Origin of the sequence: Pseudomonas sp. NFACC08-1, from assembly GCF_900106735.1 — a bacterium.
GTDB classification, from domain to species: domain Bacteria; phylum Pseudomonadota; class Gammaproteobacteria; order Pseudomonadales; family Pseudomonadaceae; genus Aquipseudomonas; species Aquipseudomonas fluorescens_Q.
The window spans coordinates 77,532-92,236 of sequence record NZ_FNNL01000017.1 but is presented as its reverse complement, the minus strand read 5'-3'; the positions used below and the strand labels follow the sequence as shown (position 1 = coordinate 92,236).

The window sequence follows — 14,705 nt, the reverse complement described above, 5'->3', positions numbered from 1 at the left end:
TTCCAATGCGCTCCCTTACCCTCCATCTGAAAATGCTGATCGCCATCCTGGTGGTGCTGGGCCTGTCGGTGACGGCCTATCAGATTTTCGTGCTCGGCATCCCGGTCACCGAAGACGCCACCGACGACTTGTGGAACATCGACGCCAAGGTCGAGTTCGTGCCCAACGCCAAGGATCCGGTGAAGATCCAGATGTTCGTGCCGCCCCTGAGCCGCGACTACGTCAGCCTCAACGAAAGCTTCATCTCCAACAATTACGGGGTGGCGGTGAACCGGGTCGACGGTAACCGCAAGGTGACGTGGTCGGCCCGTCGGGCCAAGGGCAACCAGACCCTGTACTACCGCCTGGTGCTGACCAAGCGCTACAGTGCCGAAAAAACCAAGGTCAAGGGCCCGACCTTCCGCGACAGCATCGCCGTCGAAGGCCCGGAGAAACTGGCCGCCGAAGCCCTGCTCGCGCCGATCCGCCAGCATTCGGCCGACGTCGAGACGTTCATCAGCGAAGCGATCAAGCGGGTCAACAACCTCAACGACGACAACGTCAAGCTGTTGCTGGCCGGCGACCCGTCCTCGGCCAACAAGGCGCGCATCGTCGAACTGGTGCTGTCCATCGCCCACGTGCCGGTGGAAAAGGTCCACACCATCCGCTTGGTGGCCGAGCAGCCGCAGACACCTGAACTGTGGCTGCGCAGCTTCAACGGCACCGACTGGCTGTATTTCAACCCGGACACCGGCGAACAGGGCTTGCCCACCGACCGCCTGCTGTGGTGGACCGGCGATGAAAACCTGATCACCGTCGATGGCGGCAAGAAAGCCACCGTCACCTTCAGCATGAACAACAGCGAAATGAACGCCATTCGCCTGGCCAAGCTGACGGACGAGAACACCGACGCCAACTTCCTCGAATACTCGCTCTACGGCCTGCCGCTGCAGACCCAGCAAACCTTCATGATCATGGTGATGATCCCGATCGGCGTTCTGGTGATCCTGATCCTGCGCAACCTGATCGGCCTGCAGACCCTAGGGACCTTCACCCCGGTGCTGATCGCCCTGGCCTTCCGTGAAACCCAGTTGGGCTTCGGCATCATCCTGTTCACGGTGATCACCACGCTGGGCCTGTCGCTGCGTTCGTACCTGGAGCACCTCAAGCTGCAGATGCTGCCAAGGCTCTCGGTGGTGCTGACGTTCGTGGTGGTGCTGATCGCCGCCATCAGCCTGTTCAGCCACAAGCTGGGCCTGGAGCGCGGCCTGTCGGTGGCGCTGTTCCCGATGGTGATCCTGACCATGACCATCGAGCGCCTGTCCATCACCTGGGAAGAGCGCGGCGCCGGCCACGCGATGAAAGTCGCCATCGGCACCTTGTTCGCCGCGTCCCTGGCGCACCTGATCATGAGCGTGCCGGAACTGGTGTACTTCGTGTTCACCTTCCCAGCGATCCTGCTGATCCTGGTGGGCTTCATGCTGGCCATGGGTCGTTATCGCGGCTACCGCCTGACCGAGCTGGTGCGGTTCAAGGCCTTCCTCAAGGCAGACTCCTGATGTTCGGCTTCTGGAAGACCTGGAAGGCCCTGGAAGCCCGGGGCATCATGGGCATCAACCGGCGTAACGCCGATTACGTGCTCAAGTACAACAAGCGCAGCCTGTACCCCATCGTCGATGACAAGATCATCACCAAGGAACGGGCCATTGCCGCTGGCATTCATGTGCCGGAGCTGTACGGGGTGATCTCCACCGAAAAGGAAATCGACAAGCTCGACGAGATCATCGGCGGGCGCACCGACTTCGTGATCAAGCCGGCCCAGGGCGCTGGCGGCGACGGCATCATCGTCATCGCCGACCGCTTCGAAGGCCGTTACCGCACGGTGTCCGGCAAGATCATCAGCCATGAGGAAATCGAGCACCATGTCTCCAGCATCCTCACCGGCCTGTATTCCTTGGGCGGGCACCGTGACCGGGCGTTGATCGAGTACCGCGTGACGCCGGACCAGATCTTCAAGAGCATCAGCTACGAAGGCGTGCCGGACATCCGCATCATCGTGCTGATGGGCTATCCGGTGATGGCCATGCTCCGGCTGCCAACCCGGCAGTCCGGCGGCAAGGCCAACCTGCACCAGGGCGCCATCGGTGTGGGCGTCGACCTCGCCACGGGCCTGACCCTGCGCGGCACCTGGCTGAACAACATCATCACCAAACACCCCGACACCACCAACGCGGTGGACGGCGTGCAACTGCCCTACTGGGACGGTTTCATGAAACTGGCCGCCGGTTGCTATGAACTCTGCGGGCTGGGCTACATCGGCGTCGACATGGTGCTGGACCAGGAAAAAGGCCCGTTGATCCTGGAACTGAACGCCCGGCCAGGCCTGAACATCCAGATCGCCAACGACTGCGGCCTGACCTTGCGCACCCACGCAGTGGAAGCCCACCTGGAAGAACTCAAGGCCCGCGGCGTTACCGAAACCGTGGAAGAGCGCGTAGCGTTTGCCCAGGCGTTGTTTGGGCATATTCCGCCGGTTGAAGGCTGAGGGCTGAAACTGAGGTTTGAAGTTTGCCCCTGTGGCGAGGGAGCTTGCTCCCGCTGGGGTGCGAAGCGCCCCCAAACCCGGCACCACGGTGCATCAGGCTGACCGCGTTCAACTGCCTGGGGGTTGCTGCGCAACCCAGCGGGAGCAAGCTCCCTCGCCACAAGGTGTTCACACCCGAATATTTTCGACAGCCATTGACGTGCTCATCTCCGACATCCCCCTAGGAGCAAATCCTACAGGGGATTACAATCGCTCCCCCGCCTGAACGGCTGATCCGCCCCGCCCATGCCAACCTGCTCCGTATACCCGCTGCCCTACCACGCCAACCCCGCCGAGTACTTCGCGGCGATCCGTCATGCCCCCGGTAGCGTGCTGCTCGACAGTGGCCGGCCGAGTGCGGAACGCGGGCGTTACGACTTGCTCAGTGCCTGGCCGCTGGAACAACTGGCCGTGTTGCCCGACGAGAGCGGTAGCGATTTCCTGCAACGCCTGCGCATTCAGCTGACGCAGCTAGGTGACGCGGAACTACCGACCACAGTGCAATTGCCCTTTGCCGGCGGCGTGATCGGCTACTTGAGCTATGACTTTGGCCGACACCTCGAAACCTTGCCCTCCCACGCCAAGGACGACCTGCAACTGCCCGACGCGCGTTTTGGCGTGTACGACTGGGCGCTGGTCAGCGATCACCAGGCCGGCACCAGCCAATTGGTCTTCCACCCTCATTGTGGCGAAGACGAACGCCAGCGCCTGATCGCGCTGTTCAGCCAGCCGACTGCGGCATCGGTTGGCGTCTTCAGCCTCGAAGGACCGATGACCCCCGACCTCAGCGCCGAAGCCTATCGACAGGCGTTCGAACGCATCCAGGCGTATATCCAGGCAGGTGACTGCTACCAGGTCAATTTTGCCCAGCGCTTTCGCGCGCCTTGCCAGGGCGATGCCTGGGCTGCTTACCAAGCGCTGCGGGCGGCGTGCCCAACACCATTTTCCGGCTTCCAGAGCCTGCCCGATGGCGGCGCCGTGCTGAGCCTGTCCCCCGAACGCTTCGTCAAGGTCAGCGAAGGCCAGGTGGAAACCCGGCCGATCAAGGGCACCCGGCCCCGCGGCACAACCCCCAGCGAAGACGCGGCCCACGCCGCCGAGCTGCTGGCCAGCCCCAAGGACCGGGCGGAAAACCTGATGATTGTCGACCTGCTGCGCAACGACCTCGGCCGCACCTGCCGCATCGGCTCGGTGCGGGTGCCGGAGCTGTTCAGCCTGGAAAGCTACCCGAATGTGCATCACCTGGTCAGCAGCGTGACCGGCGAACTGGCTGTGGATAAGGACGCCTTGGACTTGATCGCCGGCAGCTTCCCCGGCGGCTCGATCACCGGCGCGCCAAAAATCCGTGCCATGCAAATCATCGACGAACTCGAACCGACCCGACGCGGCCTGTATTGCGGCTCGTTGCTGTACCTGGACGTGCGCGGGGAAATGGACAGCTCCATCGCCATCCGCAGTTTGCTGGTCAAGGATGGACAGGTGTGCTGCTGGGGCGGCGGCGGGATTGTCGCGGACTCGGACTGGGAGGCCGAGTATCAGGAGTCGATTACCAAGGTTCGGGTGTTGCTCAAAACTTTGCAGGATCTGTAGTCCTGTCACCGGATGCATTCCCACGCGAGCGTGGGAACGATCAACTTACAGGCTGAGATTGCGGTTCGAGGCCTTGAGGAATTCCTGCTTCAACTTGGCAAACGTGTGCACCGCCGGGAATTGCGGGAATTCACGGATCACGTTCTCAGGCGCATGGAACAGAATCCCTGCATCGGCTTCGCCCAGCATCGTGGTGTCGTTGTAGGAATCCCCCGCCGCAATCACCCGGTAGTACAGGCTCTTGAAAGCCAGGACCGACTGGCGCTTGGGATCTTTCTGACGCAACTGGTAGCCGGTCACCCGCCCGCTGTCATCGGTAATCAAGCGATGGCAGAGCAATGTCGGGAAGCCCAACTGGCGCATCAACGGCTGGGAAAACTCATAGAACGTGTCGGACAGAATCACCACTTGGAAGCGCTCGCGCAGCCAGTCGACGAACTCGATGGCGCCGTCCAGCGGCTGGAGGGTGGCAATGACTTCCTGGATGTCGGAAAGCTTGAGGCCGTGTTCATCGAGGATGCGCAACCGTTGCTTCATCAGCACGTCGTAGTCGGGAATGTCCCGAGTGGTTGCCCTGAGGGAGTCAATCCCGGTTTTTTCAGCGAAGGCGATCCAGATCTCCGGGACCAGCACACCTTCCAGGTCGAGACAGGCAATTTCCACAAGACACTCCCATTTTTTCTGATGTTTATCGATTGAGCGAACAAAAGGCCTGCCGACTCTAGCCATTCGTCGAAGCCTGCGCAACGCACAGGAGCGCGCCAGCCCCGACAGCTTTTGTTACCATCAGCCCCATATAGAGCGCCCAGCGCCACCGACCTGTAGGAAACCGCCCTGATGAGCCCATCGTTCGACGTCGTGGAACTCGCCACGACCTATGCCAACAAGTCCCCCCAGGACATCCTCAAGCTGGCCTTCGCCGAGTTCGGCGACGACCTGTGGATATCGTTCAGTGGCGCCGAAGACGTGGTGCTGGTGGACATGGCCTGGAAACTGAACAAGAACGTCAAGGTGTTCAGCCTCGACACCGGTCGCCTGCACCCGGAAACTTATCGTTTCATCGATCAGGTGCGCGAGCACTACAAGATCGACATCGAGCTGGTTTCGCCGGACTACACGAAACTTGAACCCTTCGTGAAGGAAAAAGGCCTGTTCAGCTTCTACAAGGACGGTCACGGCGAGTGCTGCGGCATCCGCAAGATCGAGCCCCTGCGACGCAAACTGACCGATGTCCGCGCCTGGGCCACTGGCCAGCGCCGTGACCAGAGCCCCGGCACCCGCAGCCAGGTGGCGGTGTTGGAAATCGACACGGCGTTTTCCACCCCGGAGCGCACCCTGTACAAGTTCAACCCCCTGTCGCAGATGACCAGCGAAGAAGTCTGGGGCTACATCCGCATGCTCGAGCTGCCTTACAACAGCCTGCATGAACGCGGCTTCATCAGCATCGGCTGCGAACCCTGCACCCGCCCGGTGCTGCCAAACCAGCACGAGCGCGAAGGCCGTTGGTGGTGGGAAGAAGCTACGCAGAAAGAATGCGGGCTGCACGCCGGGAACATCATCGCCAAATCCAAGACCGTCTAAGCGTCCGCCGTCCTCTGCACACAAAAATGCCACTACATGTGGCATTTTTGTGTGCACCGATTTACGTTCCCGCCCCCAAAAGTTACACACACCTTCCCGCCTCGCCAGCCGTTCCAACTCCCACTGACGTTCGCCAAAAAATAAATACCTGTTTAAACGGTCAATTTTAAATATCGGTATTTCAGTTAGTTATTCAAAGATCATAACGAAACGAAATTAGCGCTTCTTCGAACAGATCCGTAAGCGGCATGGATCTGGCTTGATTTGACATGTATTTTGTATACAGCTTGCATAGAACATACACACACTTTAGATCCGCAAGCCTGGCCGCATCAACGTGCCGCAACTGTACAGCGAGGAGCAAACGGGGCGTATTTCTACAGCAACGGGGTCAACCTTCGCGCGATGGCGGCGTTCATTCCGGCGGCGCTGATCGCGATTATCCTGGCGTGGGTGCCTGGTTTTGACAGCGTTTCGCCATTTTCCTGGCTGATTGGCGCTTCGATTGCAGGGCTGCTGTACCTGATCATTGCCAAGCGCCAACCGTATTACGAGGACGTCAGCGGTGAATCCATCGCTGTGGATAACGTTCATCATTGATCCCTCAAACGGCCCGGCCGGTACGGGTCGCTTACTTTCATGCATCAAGGAGGACAGTTCATGCGAATTCTCGTGGTCAACGTCAACACCACCGAATCCATCACCCAGGCCATCGCCCGCCAAGCCCAGGCCGTGGCCGCGCCGGGCACCGAAATCGTCGGGCTCACGCCGCATTTCGGTGCCGATTCCATCGAGGGCAATTTTGAAAGTTACCTGGCGGCCATTGCGGTGATGGACCGGGTGATGTCCTACGACGAGCCGTTCGACGCGGTGATCCAGGCCGGCTACGGCGAGCATGGCCGCGAAGGTCTGCAAGAACTGCTGAACGTGCCCGTGGTGGACATCACCGATGCCGGCGCCAGTACCGCCATGTTCCTCGGCCACGCTTATTCGGTGGTCACCACCCTGGACCGCACCGTGCCGCTGATCGAAGACCGGCTCAAGCTGTCCGGCCTGTTCGACCGCTGCGCCTCGGTACGGGCCAGTGGTTTGGCGGTGCTGGAGCTTGAGCAGGACCCGCAACGGGCGATTGATGCCATCGTGCAACAGGCGGAACTGGCAGTGAGCCAGGACAAGGCCGAAGTGATCTGCCTGGGCTGCGGCGGCATGGCCGGGCTCGACGAGCAGATCCGCCAGCGCACCGGCGTGCCGGTGGTCGATGGCGTGACGGCGGCGGTGACCATTGCTGAATCGCTGGTGCGGCTGGGGTTGTCGACGTCGAAAGTGCGCACCTACGCGACGCCTCGGCCCAAGACCATCATTGGCTGGCCGGGGCGGTTTGGGCGGTGAGTTCACAGGCTTGGACCGAAGTGTCCCGAGTCGGTCTGGTGCCCCGCTCAAACCGCACTAAACCGCCGCGCCAACCCCTGCTCGGCAAACTGCTCGATGATGAAATCCACGAACGCCCGGGTCTTGCCTGGCAACAGCTTGTGTTCGGCGTAGTAGATGGAGATGTTGCCGTCGTCGACGTACCAGTCCGGCAGCACCCGTTGCAGAGCCCCGCTTTCCAGGAAGGGAACGGCGATCGGCATGCTCACCAGGCCGATGCCCAGCCCTTGGGTGGCGGCCGCGCAATCGGCTTCCGAATCGCTCATGGTCATGCGCGTCTTGAGCGTCAGCGGGCTGTGTTCCCGATTACGGCTGGTCAGTTGCCAGGAACGCACGCGCCCGGTTTGTGGTGAACGAATCAGGATGCCTTGATGCTGTGACAAATCTTCCGGTTCTGTCACCGCGGCATGGGTTTGCAGGTAGTCGGTTGACGCAACCAGCACCCGATGAGCCACCGTCAACTTGCGCGCCACCACGCCCTGGGGCAGCTCGAAACCACCGCCGATGGCGGCATCGAACCCCTGGCCGATCAGGTCTACCTGGCGGTTATCGAAATGCCAGTCCGGGTTGATCGCCGGATAACGTCGCAGAAATTCCCCCAGCAGCGGCACGACATACAATCGACCGAACGCCGTGCCCATGCTCACCTTCAGCGTTCCCGTCGGTTGCCCACCGGCGCTGGCCAGGTTGGCGACGGCGTTCTGGATGGTGTTGAAGCTGCTGCCGACTTCCCTCAGAAACAACTGGCCGGCTTCGGTCAGCCTCAGGCTGCGGGTGCTGCGCTGAAACAGGCGTACACCCATTCGCGCTTCCAGTTTGGCGACGCTTTTACCCACCGCGGCCGGGGTTACGCTCAGACGTCGCGCCGCCTCGGCAAAGCTGCCGACTTCGGCGCTGCGCACGAAGCATTCGATACTGTTGAAGGTCTCCATGAGCCTCACTCTAAACTTTTAGTTTAGACAGACTATAGCAATGACGGTCTACACAGCCCACGGCACCTTCTTGATACTCGCTCCATCACCGCGGCACCTCGCCCCGGCACTTTTTGGAGAACATCATGAATACCCAAGCACTGAACGGTAAAGTCGCCTTGATCCAGGGCGGTTCTCGCGGCATCGGCGCCGCCATCGTCAAACGCCTTGCCGCGGAAGGCGCCGCCGTGGCCTTCACCTACGTCAGCTCTGACGCAAAATCAGAAGAACTGCAGAACGCCATCACCGCAGCGGGCGGCAAGGCCTTGGCAATCAAGGCGGACAGCGCCGACGCCGACGCCGTTCGTAACGCCGTCGCCGCCACCGTCGAAGCTTTTGGACGGCTGGATATCCTGGTCAATAACGCGGGTGTGCTGGCCATGGGGCCGCTGGATGAATTCAAACTCGAAGATTTCGACCAGACCCTGGCCGTCAACGTGCGCAGTGTGTTCGTCGCCACCCAGGCGGCAGCGCGGCACATGGGCGAAGGTGGCCGTGTCATCAATATCGGCAGCACCAACGCCGACCGCATGCCCTTCGCTGGCGGCGGGCCTTACGCCATGAGCAAAGCCGCGCTGGTGGGCCTGACCAAAGGCCTGGCCCGTGACCTCGGCCCACGCGGCATCACCGTCAACAACGTGCAGCCCGGCCCGGTGGACACTGACATGAACCCGGCCGACAGCGACTTCGCCTCCAGCCTGCTGTCGCTGATGGCTGTCGGGCGCTATGGCAACGTCGATGAAATCGCCAGCTTCGTCGCTTACCTGGCAGGGCCGGAAGCCGGTTACATCACCGGTGCCAGCCTGACCATCGACGGTGGTTTCGGCGCCTGATCCGAGCCGATCATTGTGGCGAGGGAGCTTGCTCCCGTTGGGCTGCGCAGCAGCCCTTCGCTGTCAGGCCCACTCTAACTCCGGCAGACCGCAAAGGCTGGGCTGGAACATTTTCAAGGAGCGGATGATCCCATCGGCGTGGGCGTATTTTTCATCCGCCATGGCCGAATCCGGAATGGCAATGGCGGTCATGCCGGCGGCTTTCGCGGCGGTTACGCCGAACGGCGAATCCTCGAACACCAGGCAATCGCGCGGATCGACACCCAGGCGCCGGGCAGCAGTGAGGAAGATATCCGGCGCGGGTTTCGCCGCGCCGACCTCGGGGTCGTCCGCCGTCACGATGAAGTCGAACAGTGCGAACCAGTCCCGGTGCAAGGTGGTTTTCAGTGCGAACGTAGGGCTCGACGAACTGGTGCCCACCGCAATCGGAACGTTGTGGGCTTTCAAATGCCGCACCAGCTCCTCCGCACCGGGCATCCCCAGGGCGTGAGGAAAGCGCTCGCGCATCAAGGGCTCGCGGATGACCAGGAACTCTTCGGGGGTGATCGGCAACTCCAGCGCCTGGACGACGTAATTGGCCAAGTCCGTGGCCCCACGCCCGATGATGTTCTGCTTGACGCTCCAATCGAACGTGCGCCCGTAGCGCTCGGCGATGATGGACGTGACCTCGGTGTAGATCCCCTCGGTGTCCAGCAACAGCCCATCCATGTCGAAAATCACAGCTTTGATCGGGCCAAACTCTTTCAGCGGTGTATTCATCGCATCTGATCCGTTATCAACACAACATTCCAGGGATGGCTCAGGTGCGGCCAGGGCAGCGTGTTCGCCTTAAAGGATTCAGCAGGATAACGAAGGGGGCTTGGAACCGGCAATGGGAAATCCATGGATGGGGTCGTGGCGAGGGAGCTTGCTCCCGCTCGGGTGCGCGGCAACCGTAGGATCGTGGGGGCTGCTTCGCAACCCAGCGGGAGCAAGCTCCCTCGCCACAGAAAGCGGATGGGTGTGAAGGGATGGTTATTGTCCCGAGCTGCTGCCGCCCGAGCTGCCACCGCTGTCGCTGGTACCGGTTCCTCCGTTGGTCCCACCGCCGGCGTCGGCACCGCCCATCGTGCTGCCTCCACTCATCGAACCGCTACCCGTACCGGGGCTGGTGCTGCTGCCGTTGGTATCGCCGCCGTTCCCGCCGCTCACGGAGCCCGGGGGCAAGGCGTTACCGTTGGCACCGGAATTGGAGCCGGCCTCCATTTCTGAGGAAGGTGGCATCCCGCCCTTGTCCACGGGGGGCGTGCCGCCCGAAGATTCTGCCAAGGCAGCCAGTGAACTGAGCGAAAGAATCCCGGCGAGTGTCAGCGCTGTCATGTTGGACTTCATCATGGTGAGTCTCCTTTTCAAGATCCTTACCTGATGTGTGGCACGCGTGGCAGGACGATGGTGCCACTGAATCGACAGACGGGCCCGCGATCAGCTCGGCTTGCCGGAGGCATCGTCACCGGCGATGTCCGGGTCATCCGGGGTCGCTTCGACATCCTCATCGTCGCTGGGTACCTGCTCGACGCCCGCATCGTCATCGGGCGGACGCTGGTCGCGACTCAGGGAGTTGGTGGGCGAAGGCAGCGGGTATTCCGGGGTTTCATCCTCCTCGATCAAGGGAACCTGAGCGTCATCCATCAGGGACCCGGGGTCTTCATTGCCCGGGTCATTGACGACAGGCGTGCCCGAGGAGTCTTGTTCTTCCTGGCCTTGCGTTTGCGGCGTCATGGTACACCTCGCAATTGTTGATGGATGTATGTGTTCGAAGCGGGGGGATGGCAATCGTTCCGGAGATTTTGATTTGCCGTTTTTTTGGGGGGGCAGGTTGGAGTGTATATCCGTTTTTGTGGTAACGGCCGCTTATGGTTCCGCCGTTACGGCGGCTCGCTGGAAAGTGTCAACCATGTCCCCGCACACCCGTCAACCATGTGTCCGGTCCGTACACTTTCAACCAAAAGAAGCCCAAAAAAAAGGCGCTTCCCATTTCTGAAAGAAGCGCCGTTTTTTCCAGATGAACAGCGTCACGGCACAAGGCCACGTCTCTTCATCCAAGCATCCGCTTAACGATGCTTTTTCTTGTGCTTGTACTTCTTGCCACTGGAATGACGGTCGTTGTCATTGGACAGGTTGCTACCCAACGCGCCGCCCGCCGCGCCGCCGATGCCTGCGCCGATGGTGGAGCCGGTGGAGCCGCCCAGGCGGTTACCGACAACCGAACCACCGGCCGACCCCAAGCCACCGCCAATGGCCGCTTCGGTGCGGCTGCCCTTGCGAGCGCCCACCGCACTGCCGGCTGCGCCGCCAACGCCCGCGCCAATCGCGGCGCCGGTGCTGCCGCCCATCTGCTGGCCGACCACGTTGCCCAATACACCGCCCAGACCACCGCCGACCGCGGCGGTACCGTCGCCGGCAGCCATCGCGCCCTGGGCAACCACCAACCCCAGTACCAAGGTGGACAAAGTCAAACGCATGATAGAAACCTCAAAAATGCCGCATCGGGGAGAAATGGCCGGTGCGCGCGGGCGCGAGTTTACGCCAGACAGCGTCAGCCATGACGGTTGGACAACGAAACGGCGGTTTATTTTATGACAGGCAAAAAAAAGCCCGCTGGGGAAACGGGCAGGTACTGCTTTCTAACGGATGAGCTGAGAGTACGTACTTGCTTGTGAAAGAAACGTGAAAGAAATCGCCCGTTGAGAAAAGATGAAAAATATCTGCGTAGTGACCCCAGAAGCGGAACGCGGAGCGTCCCTGGCGACGTTCCCACCCAGGAGGGTAAAACTGTCAAAAAAAAGGGCTGCTATGCAGCCCGGCGGGAGCAAGCTCCCCTACCATGATCCGCCGTCACTTTCTGACCGGGACCCTGGGCAAGAACTTGGCCTTCTCCCCTCGCTGCACTTTGGCCACCTTTGTCCTGATGGACTTGATCGGCTCGTCACCGAAGTCTGCATGATAGGCCGACTGGCCACACTGCAACCCTTCATTGATCGGATACGCGGCAGTGTTCTCCTCGCTGTACGGTGCTCCCATTGCCTTTCCCCTTTCATCGAGGCCCATACCGGCAACAACCGATTGCCTGAAAATATCGACCTTCACGACAATGAGACTAGTCGGTCATCAACAGACTGTTGATTCAACAAAGCCCTTGGCCGACGAATGGAACTCACTGTTTCAACAAGGAAACACTCATTCAGCCCCCAGTATCGTCCTGTTTAAAACCCGGGAAACCTGATCGGCCGAATAGGGTTTGGACAAGAATTCAAAGCCCTCATGGCCGCTGTGGGCCAACTCTTCGCTGTAACCAGAAGTCAGCACCACCGGCAAATCCGGGCGCCGCTGGCGCAGTTCCCTGGCCAGGGCGATGCCGCTGATCCCCGGCATCATTACGTCAGAAAATATCGCGTCGAATGCCATCGCATCCGGGCCAACCATTTCCAGCGCTTCTTCGGCGTTGGTCGCCCAGGCGGTTTCGTAGCCCAGGTCCTGAAGGATCTGGTTGGCAAAACGCCCCACCTCCAGGTTGTCTTCCACGATCAACACCCGACGCTTGCCCTTTTCCGGCAGCAGATGTGTGTGTTCTTCCCGGACAGGCTCATGGCTTTTTTCGGGCGCTACTTCCGGCAGGTACAAAGTGAACACCGTGCCCTCACCCACCACGGTCGAAACATCGACATTGCCACCGGACTGCTTGGCAAAGCCAAACACCTGGGACAAGCCCAGCCCCGTGCCCTTGCCCACCTCCTTGGTCGTGAAGAAGGGTTCGAAGATGTGCTCGAGCACTGGCGAGTCAATACCGGTACCCGTGTCCGCCAGGGCAATGGCAGCAAAGGATTGCCCGGCCCCGGCATGACCACGGATCGGCGGCATGCCACCGCCGCAACTAAGCCGAAGCCACAACGTGCCCTGGCCATTCATGGCATCCCGGGCATTGAGGGCTATGTTGATCAGCGCGGTCTCGAACTGGCTCAGATCCGCCCGGATGTAACAGGGCCGATCGCACAACTCGACGTGGACCTGGATCCGCGCCCCGGTGACGGTTTGCAGCATGTCCCCCAGGCTCTGTACTTGCTTGCCCACATCGATGACTTGCGGCTTCAACGGCTGGCGCCTGGCAAACGCGAGCAACTGGCTGGTCAACTTGGAGGCGCGCTCCACGGTTTCGGACACCGCCGTCATGTAGCGTTGCCGACGCTCCTCGGACAGGCTGGGTTTGCGCAGGAAGTCGACCGAAGAGCGAATGATGGTCAGCAGGTTGTTGAAGTCATGGGCCACGCCGCCGGTAAGCTGGCCGATGGCTTCAAGTTTTTGCGATTGACGCAGCGCCGCTTCGGTCTGTTTCAAGCGCGTGGTGCGCTCCTCGACGCGTTCTTCCAGCGTCGCATTCAATTCGGCCAGGGCCGCCAGGCCTTCGCGCACGGCAGCGTCGGCACGGGCGCGCTCGATGTGGGCCCAGGATCGCTCGGTGACTTCCATCAGCAGCGCCAGGTCGTTGGATGACCAGACCCGCGGCATTTTATCGTGGATCGCCATCAACGCGGTCAATCGCCCGCCCTTGATCAACGGCACGCAGATGGTGGCCGCGATGCCAATGGCCTGGAACGTCGCCGCTTCCTCCGGCGCCAGTTCCTTGAGGTTATCGTTGATCACCAGCGGCTTGCCGGCCCGCAGGTTAGTGACCGCCAGTCGGCCAAAATCAGCCAGTCGATAATGCCCAAGGATATGGGGCGAACCCACCCTGGCCCAATCACCACGAATGGTGAAGCCGTCTTCGTCCTCATCCATGTCTGCGTAAGCACAATTGGACAGGTTCAGGTGCGCCGCCAGGATCCGTGTGGTGGCTGCCATGATGCTCTGCGGGTCGGTGGCATTCGCGACGGCATTGCCAATGGCATCGAGCACCGCCAGCCGCTGGGTCATGAACACCGTGGAAGTGGTCTCGGTAACCGTATCCAGCATGCCCACGACCTTGCCGAACTGGTCACGGATGGGGCTGTAGCAGAACGTGAAATAAGCCTGCTCTGGACCGCCGCCGCGCTCGATGACCAGGGGGAAGTTCTCTATAAAGGTCGCTTGCCCATCGAAGGCCGCGCGCACGATCGGCCCGATATCGCTCCAGACCTCCCGCCACACCTCATCGAACCGCCGCCCCAGCGCCTCGGGCTTGCTGCCGAGGATCGGCAGGAACGCGTCGTTGTACAACGTGATCAGGTCCGGCCCCCACACGATGGCCTGGGGAAAATGCGAGGCAAGGCTCAGGGCCACGGTGGTCTTCAGCACATCAGGCCACTGCGAAGGCGGCCCGAGTGGCGTGTCCCCCCAAGGATGGCGCCGAACCCGTTCAGCCATTTCTCCAGAGCTCTGAAGCCAATCTGTCATTGCGTTCGATCCTTCTGAGACGCCAATACCAACGAGGGGGGAAACGCTTATGACCCCAAGCAGGGCCGTATTATCCCGCGCCGGATGGGAATGCGCGATTGGATTGTGGGACGTGTCGGGGGGCAAATGGGGGATGAAGGGCGGAAATTGAAGGTTAGGCTACAGAAATGTCTTACACATCGGAGGGAATGAGCTTGATGTAGGTAACGAGACTACAGGGTTGTAAGACGTACAGCTCAGATGCTTACGACGATGGCAACGTCCTACATATGATTGGGAATCTCCTTCGCTATCAATCCCTTGCGTATTTTTTGCGGCGGCGACTATAGTCTT

General features: G+C 61.0%; 14 protein-coding genes and 1 pseudogene. 7 read left to right on the top strand and 8 right to left on the bottom strand.

Annotated elements, in window-relative coordinates:
- Positions 1-5: 5 nt before the first annotated feature.
- From BLU76_RS26800 to pabB, 3 genes are all read left to right on the top strand, one after another.
- The gene (locus tag BLU76_RS26800) at positions 6-1,538 is read left to right on the top strand and encodes an osmotic stress tolerance membrane protein RloB (protein WP_003204068.1); all 1,533 of its coding nucleotides are present in this window, start codon (positions 6-8) and stop codon (positions 1,536-1,538) included.
- Positions 1,538-2,524 (top strand): alpha-L-glutamate ligase-like protein, encoded by a 987-nt coding sequence (locus BLU76_RS26795; protein ID WP_013693958.1) that lies wholly within the window; start codon positions 1,538-1,540, stop codon positions 2,522-2,524. The genes BLU76_RS26800 and BLU76_RS26795 overlap by 1 nt, the downstream gene beginning before the upstream one ends.
- Positions 2,525-2,809: 285 nt before the next feature.
- Positions 2,810-4,153 carry an aminodeoxychorismate synthase component I gene (gene pabB, locus BLU76_RS26785; protein WP_092225148.1) on the top strand — a complete coding sequence of 448 codons (1,344 nt, stop codon included), beginning with the start codon at positions 2,810-2,812 and terminating at the stop codon, positions 4,151-4,153.
- A 45-nt stretch (positions 4,154-4,198) separates the two neighbouring features.
- Here pabB and thrH read toward each other — a convergent pair whose 3' ends face one another.
- Positions 4,199-4,816, bottom strand: a complete 618-nt coding sequence (gene thrH / locus BLU76_RS26780) for a bifunctional phosphoserine phosphatase/homoserine phosphotransferase ThrH (RefSeq protein ID WP_092225146.1) — start codon at positions 4,814-4,816, stop codon at positions 4,199-4,201.
- A gap of 174 nt (positions 4,817-4,990) precedes the next feature.
- Between thrH and BLU76_RS26775 the strand changes: the two genes are divergently transcribed.
- The 3 genes and pseudogenes from BLU76_RS26775 (at position 4,991) to BLU76_RS26765 (ending at position 7,123) form a co-directional block, all read left to right on the top strand.
- A complete protein-coding gene (locus tag BLU76_RS26775) occupies positions 4,991-5,734 on the top strand; it encodes a phosphoadenylyl-sulfate reductase (protein WP_063325000.1) in 744 nt (247 codons plus the stop codon).
- 319 nt (positions 5,735-6,053) lie between these two features.
- Positions 6,054-6,334, top strand: a pseudogene (locus BLU76_RS26770) (cytosine permease); the annotation flags it as partial.
- A gap of 60 nt (positions 6,335-6,394) precedes the next feature.
- Positions 6,395-7,123, top strand: coding sequence for an aspartate/glutamate racemase family protein (locus tag BLU76_RS26765; RefSeq protein WP_092147393.1), 729 nt, complete (start codon positions 6,395-6,397; stop codon positions 7,121-7,123).
- A gap of 47 nt (positions 7,124-7,170) precedes the next feature.
- On the opposite strand, the gene BLU76_RS26760 is transcribed toward BLU76_RS26765, so the two are convergent.
- A complete protein-coding gene (locus BLU76_RS26760) occupies positions 7,171-8,094 on the bottom strand; it encodes a LysR family transcriptional regulator (protein WP_092147390.1) in 924 nt (307 codons plus the stop codon).
- A 125-nt stretch (positions 8,095-8,219) separates the two neighbouring features.
- Here BLU76_RS26760 and BLU76_RS26755 point away from each other — a divergent pair, with 125 nt between their 5' ends.
- Positions 8,220-8,966 carry a 3-oxoacyl-ACP reductase family protein gene (locus BLU76_RS26755; RefSeq protein WP_092225144.1) on the top strand — a complete coding sequence of 249 codons (747 nt, stop codon included), beginning with the start codon at positions 8,220-8,222 and terminating at the stop codon, positions 8,964-8,966.
- 63 nt (positions 8,967-9,029) lie between these two features.
- Here the strand turns inward: BLU76_RS26755 and BLU76_RS26750 are convergent, their stop codons facing one another.
- The 6 genes from BLU76_RS26750 to BLU76_RS26725 all read right to left on the bottom strand — a co-directional run bounded on the left by BLU76_RS26750 (position 9,030) and on the right by BLU76_RS26725 (position 14,372).
- Entirely contained in the window at positions 9,030-9,725 is a 696-nt protein-coding gene (locus tag BLU76_RS26750) for an HAD-IA family hydrolase (protein WP_092147384.1), read from the bottom strand.
- A gap of 255 nt (positions 9,726-9,980) precedes the next feature.
- Positions 9,981-10,340 (bottom strand): hypothetical protein, encoded by a 360-nt coding sequence (locus BLU76_RS26745; protein ID WP_092225142.1) that lies wholly within the window; start codon positions 10,338-10,340, stop codon positions 9,981-9,983.
- Positions 10,341-10,427: 87 nt separating this feature from the next.
- Entirely contained in the window at positions 10,428-10,634 is a 207-nt protein-coding gene (locus tag BLU76_RS26740) for a hypothetical protein (protein ID WP_027911463.1), read from the bottom strand.
- Positions 10,635-11,056: 422 nt separating this feature from the next.
- Complete coding sequence (locus BLU76_RS26735) at positions 11,057-11,467, bottom strand: glycine zipper domain-containing protein (protein WP_092147378.1); 411 nt, start codon at positions 11,465-11,467, stop codon at positions 11,057-11,059.
- 373 nt (positions 11,468-11,840) lie between these two features.
- Positions 11,841-12,092 carry a hypothetical protein gene (locus BLU76_RS26730; RefSeq protein WP_256572267.1) on the bottom strand — a complete coding sequence of 84 codons (252 nt, stop codon included), beginning with the start codon at positions 12,090-12,092 and terminating at the stop codon, positions 11,841-11,843.
- Positions 12,093-12,182: 90 nt separating this feature from the next.
- Positions 12,183-14,372 carry a response regulator gene (locus BLU76_RS26725; protein ID WP_092225140.1) on the bottom strand — a complete coding sequence of 730 codons (2,190 nt, stop codon included), beginning with the start codon at positions 14,370-14,372 and terminating at the stop codon, positions 12,183-12,185.
- Positions 14,373-14,705 lie beyond the last annotated feature (333 nt).

Coding starts and splice junctions, on each gene's coding strand:
- BLU76_RS26795 (WP_013693958.1), top strand. CDS start 1,538: ATGTTCGGCTTCTGGAAGACCTGGAAGGCCCTGGAAGCCCGGGGCATC.
- BLU76_RS26760 (WP_092147390.1), bottom strand. CDS start 8,094: ATGGAGACCTTCAACAGTATCGAATGCTTCGTGCGCAGCGCCGAAGTC.
- BLU76_RS26765 (WP_092147393.1), top strand. CDS start 6,395: ATGCGAATTCTCGTGGTCAACGTCAACACCACCGAATCCATCACCCAG.
- BLU76_RS26745 (WP_092225142.1), bottom strand. CDS start 10,340: ATGATGAAGTCCAACATGACAGCGCTGACACTCGCCGGGATTCTTTCG.
- BLU76_RS26775 (WP_063325000.1), top strand. CDS start 4,991: ATGAGCCCATCGTTCGACGTCGTGGAACTCGCCACGACCTATGCCAAC.
- BLU76_RS26735 (WP_092147378.1), bottom strand. CDS start 11,467: ATGCGTTTGACTTTGTCCACCTTGGTACTGGGGTTGGTGGTTGCCCAG.
- BLU76_RS26750 (WP_092147384.1), bottom strand. CDS start 9,725: ATGAATACACCGCTGAAAGAGTTTGGCCCGATCAAAGCTGTGATTTTC.
- pabB (WP_092225148.1), top strand. CDS start 2,810: ATGCCAACCTGCTCCGTATACCCGCTGCCCTACCACGCCAACCCCGCC.
- BLU76_RS26800 (WP_003204068.1), top strand. CDS start 6: ATGCGCTCCCTTACCCTCCATCTGAAAATGCTGATCGCCATCCTGGTG.
- BLU76_RS26725 (WP_092225140.1), bottom strand. CDS start 14,372: ATGACAGATTGGCTTCAGAGCTCTGGAGAAATGGCTGAACGGGTTCGG.
- BLU76_RS26740 (WP_027911463.1), bottom strand. CDS start 10,634: ATGGATGACGCTCAGGTTCCCTTGATCGAGGAGGATGAAACCCCGGAA.
- BLU76_RS26755 (WP_092225144.1), top strand. CDS start 8,220: ATGAATACCCAAGCACTGAACGGTAAAGTCGCCTTGATCCAGGGCGGT.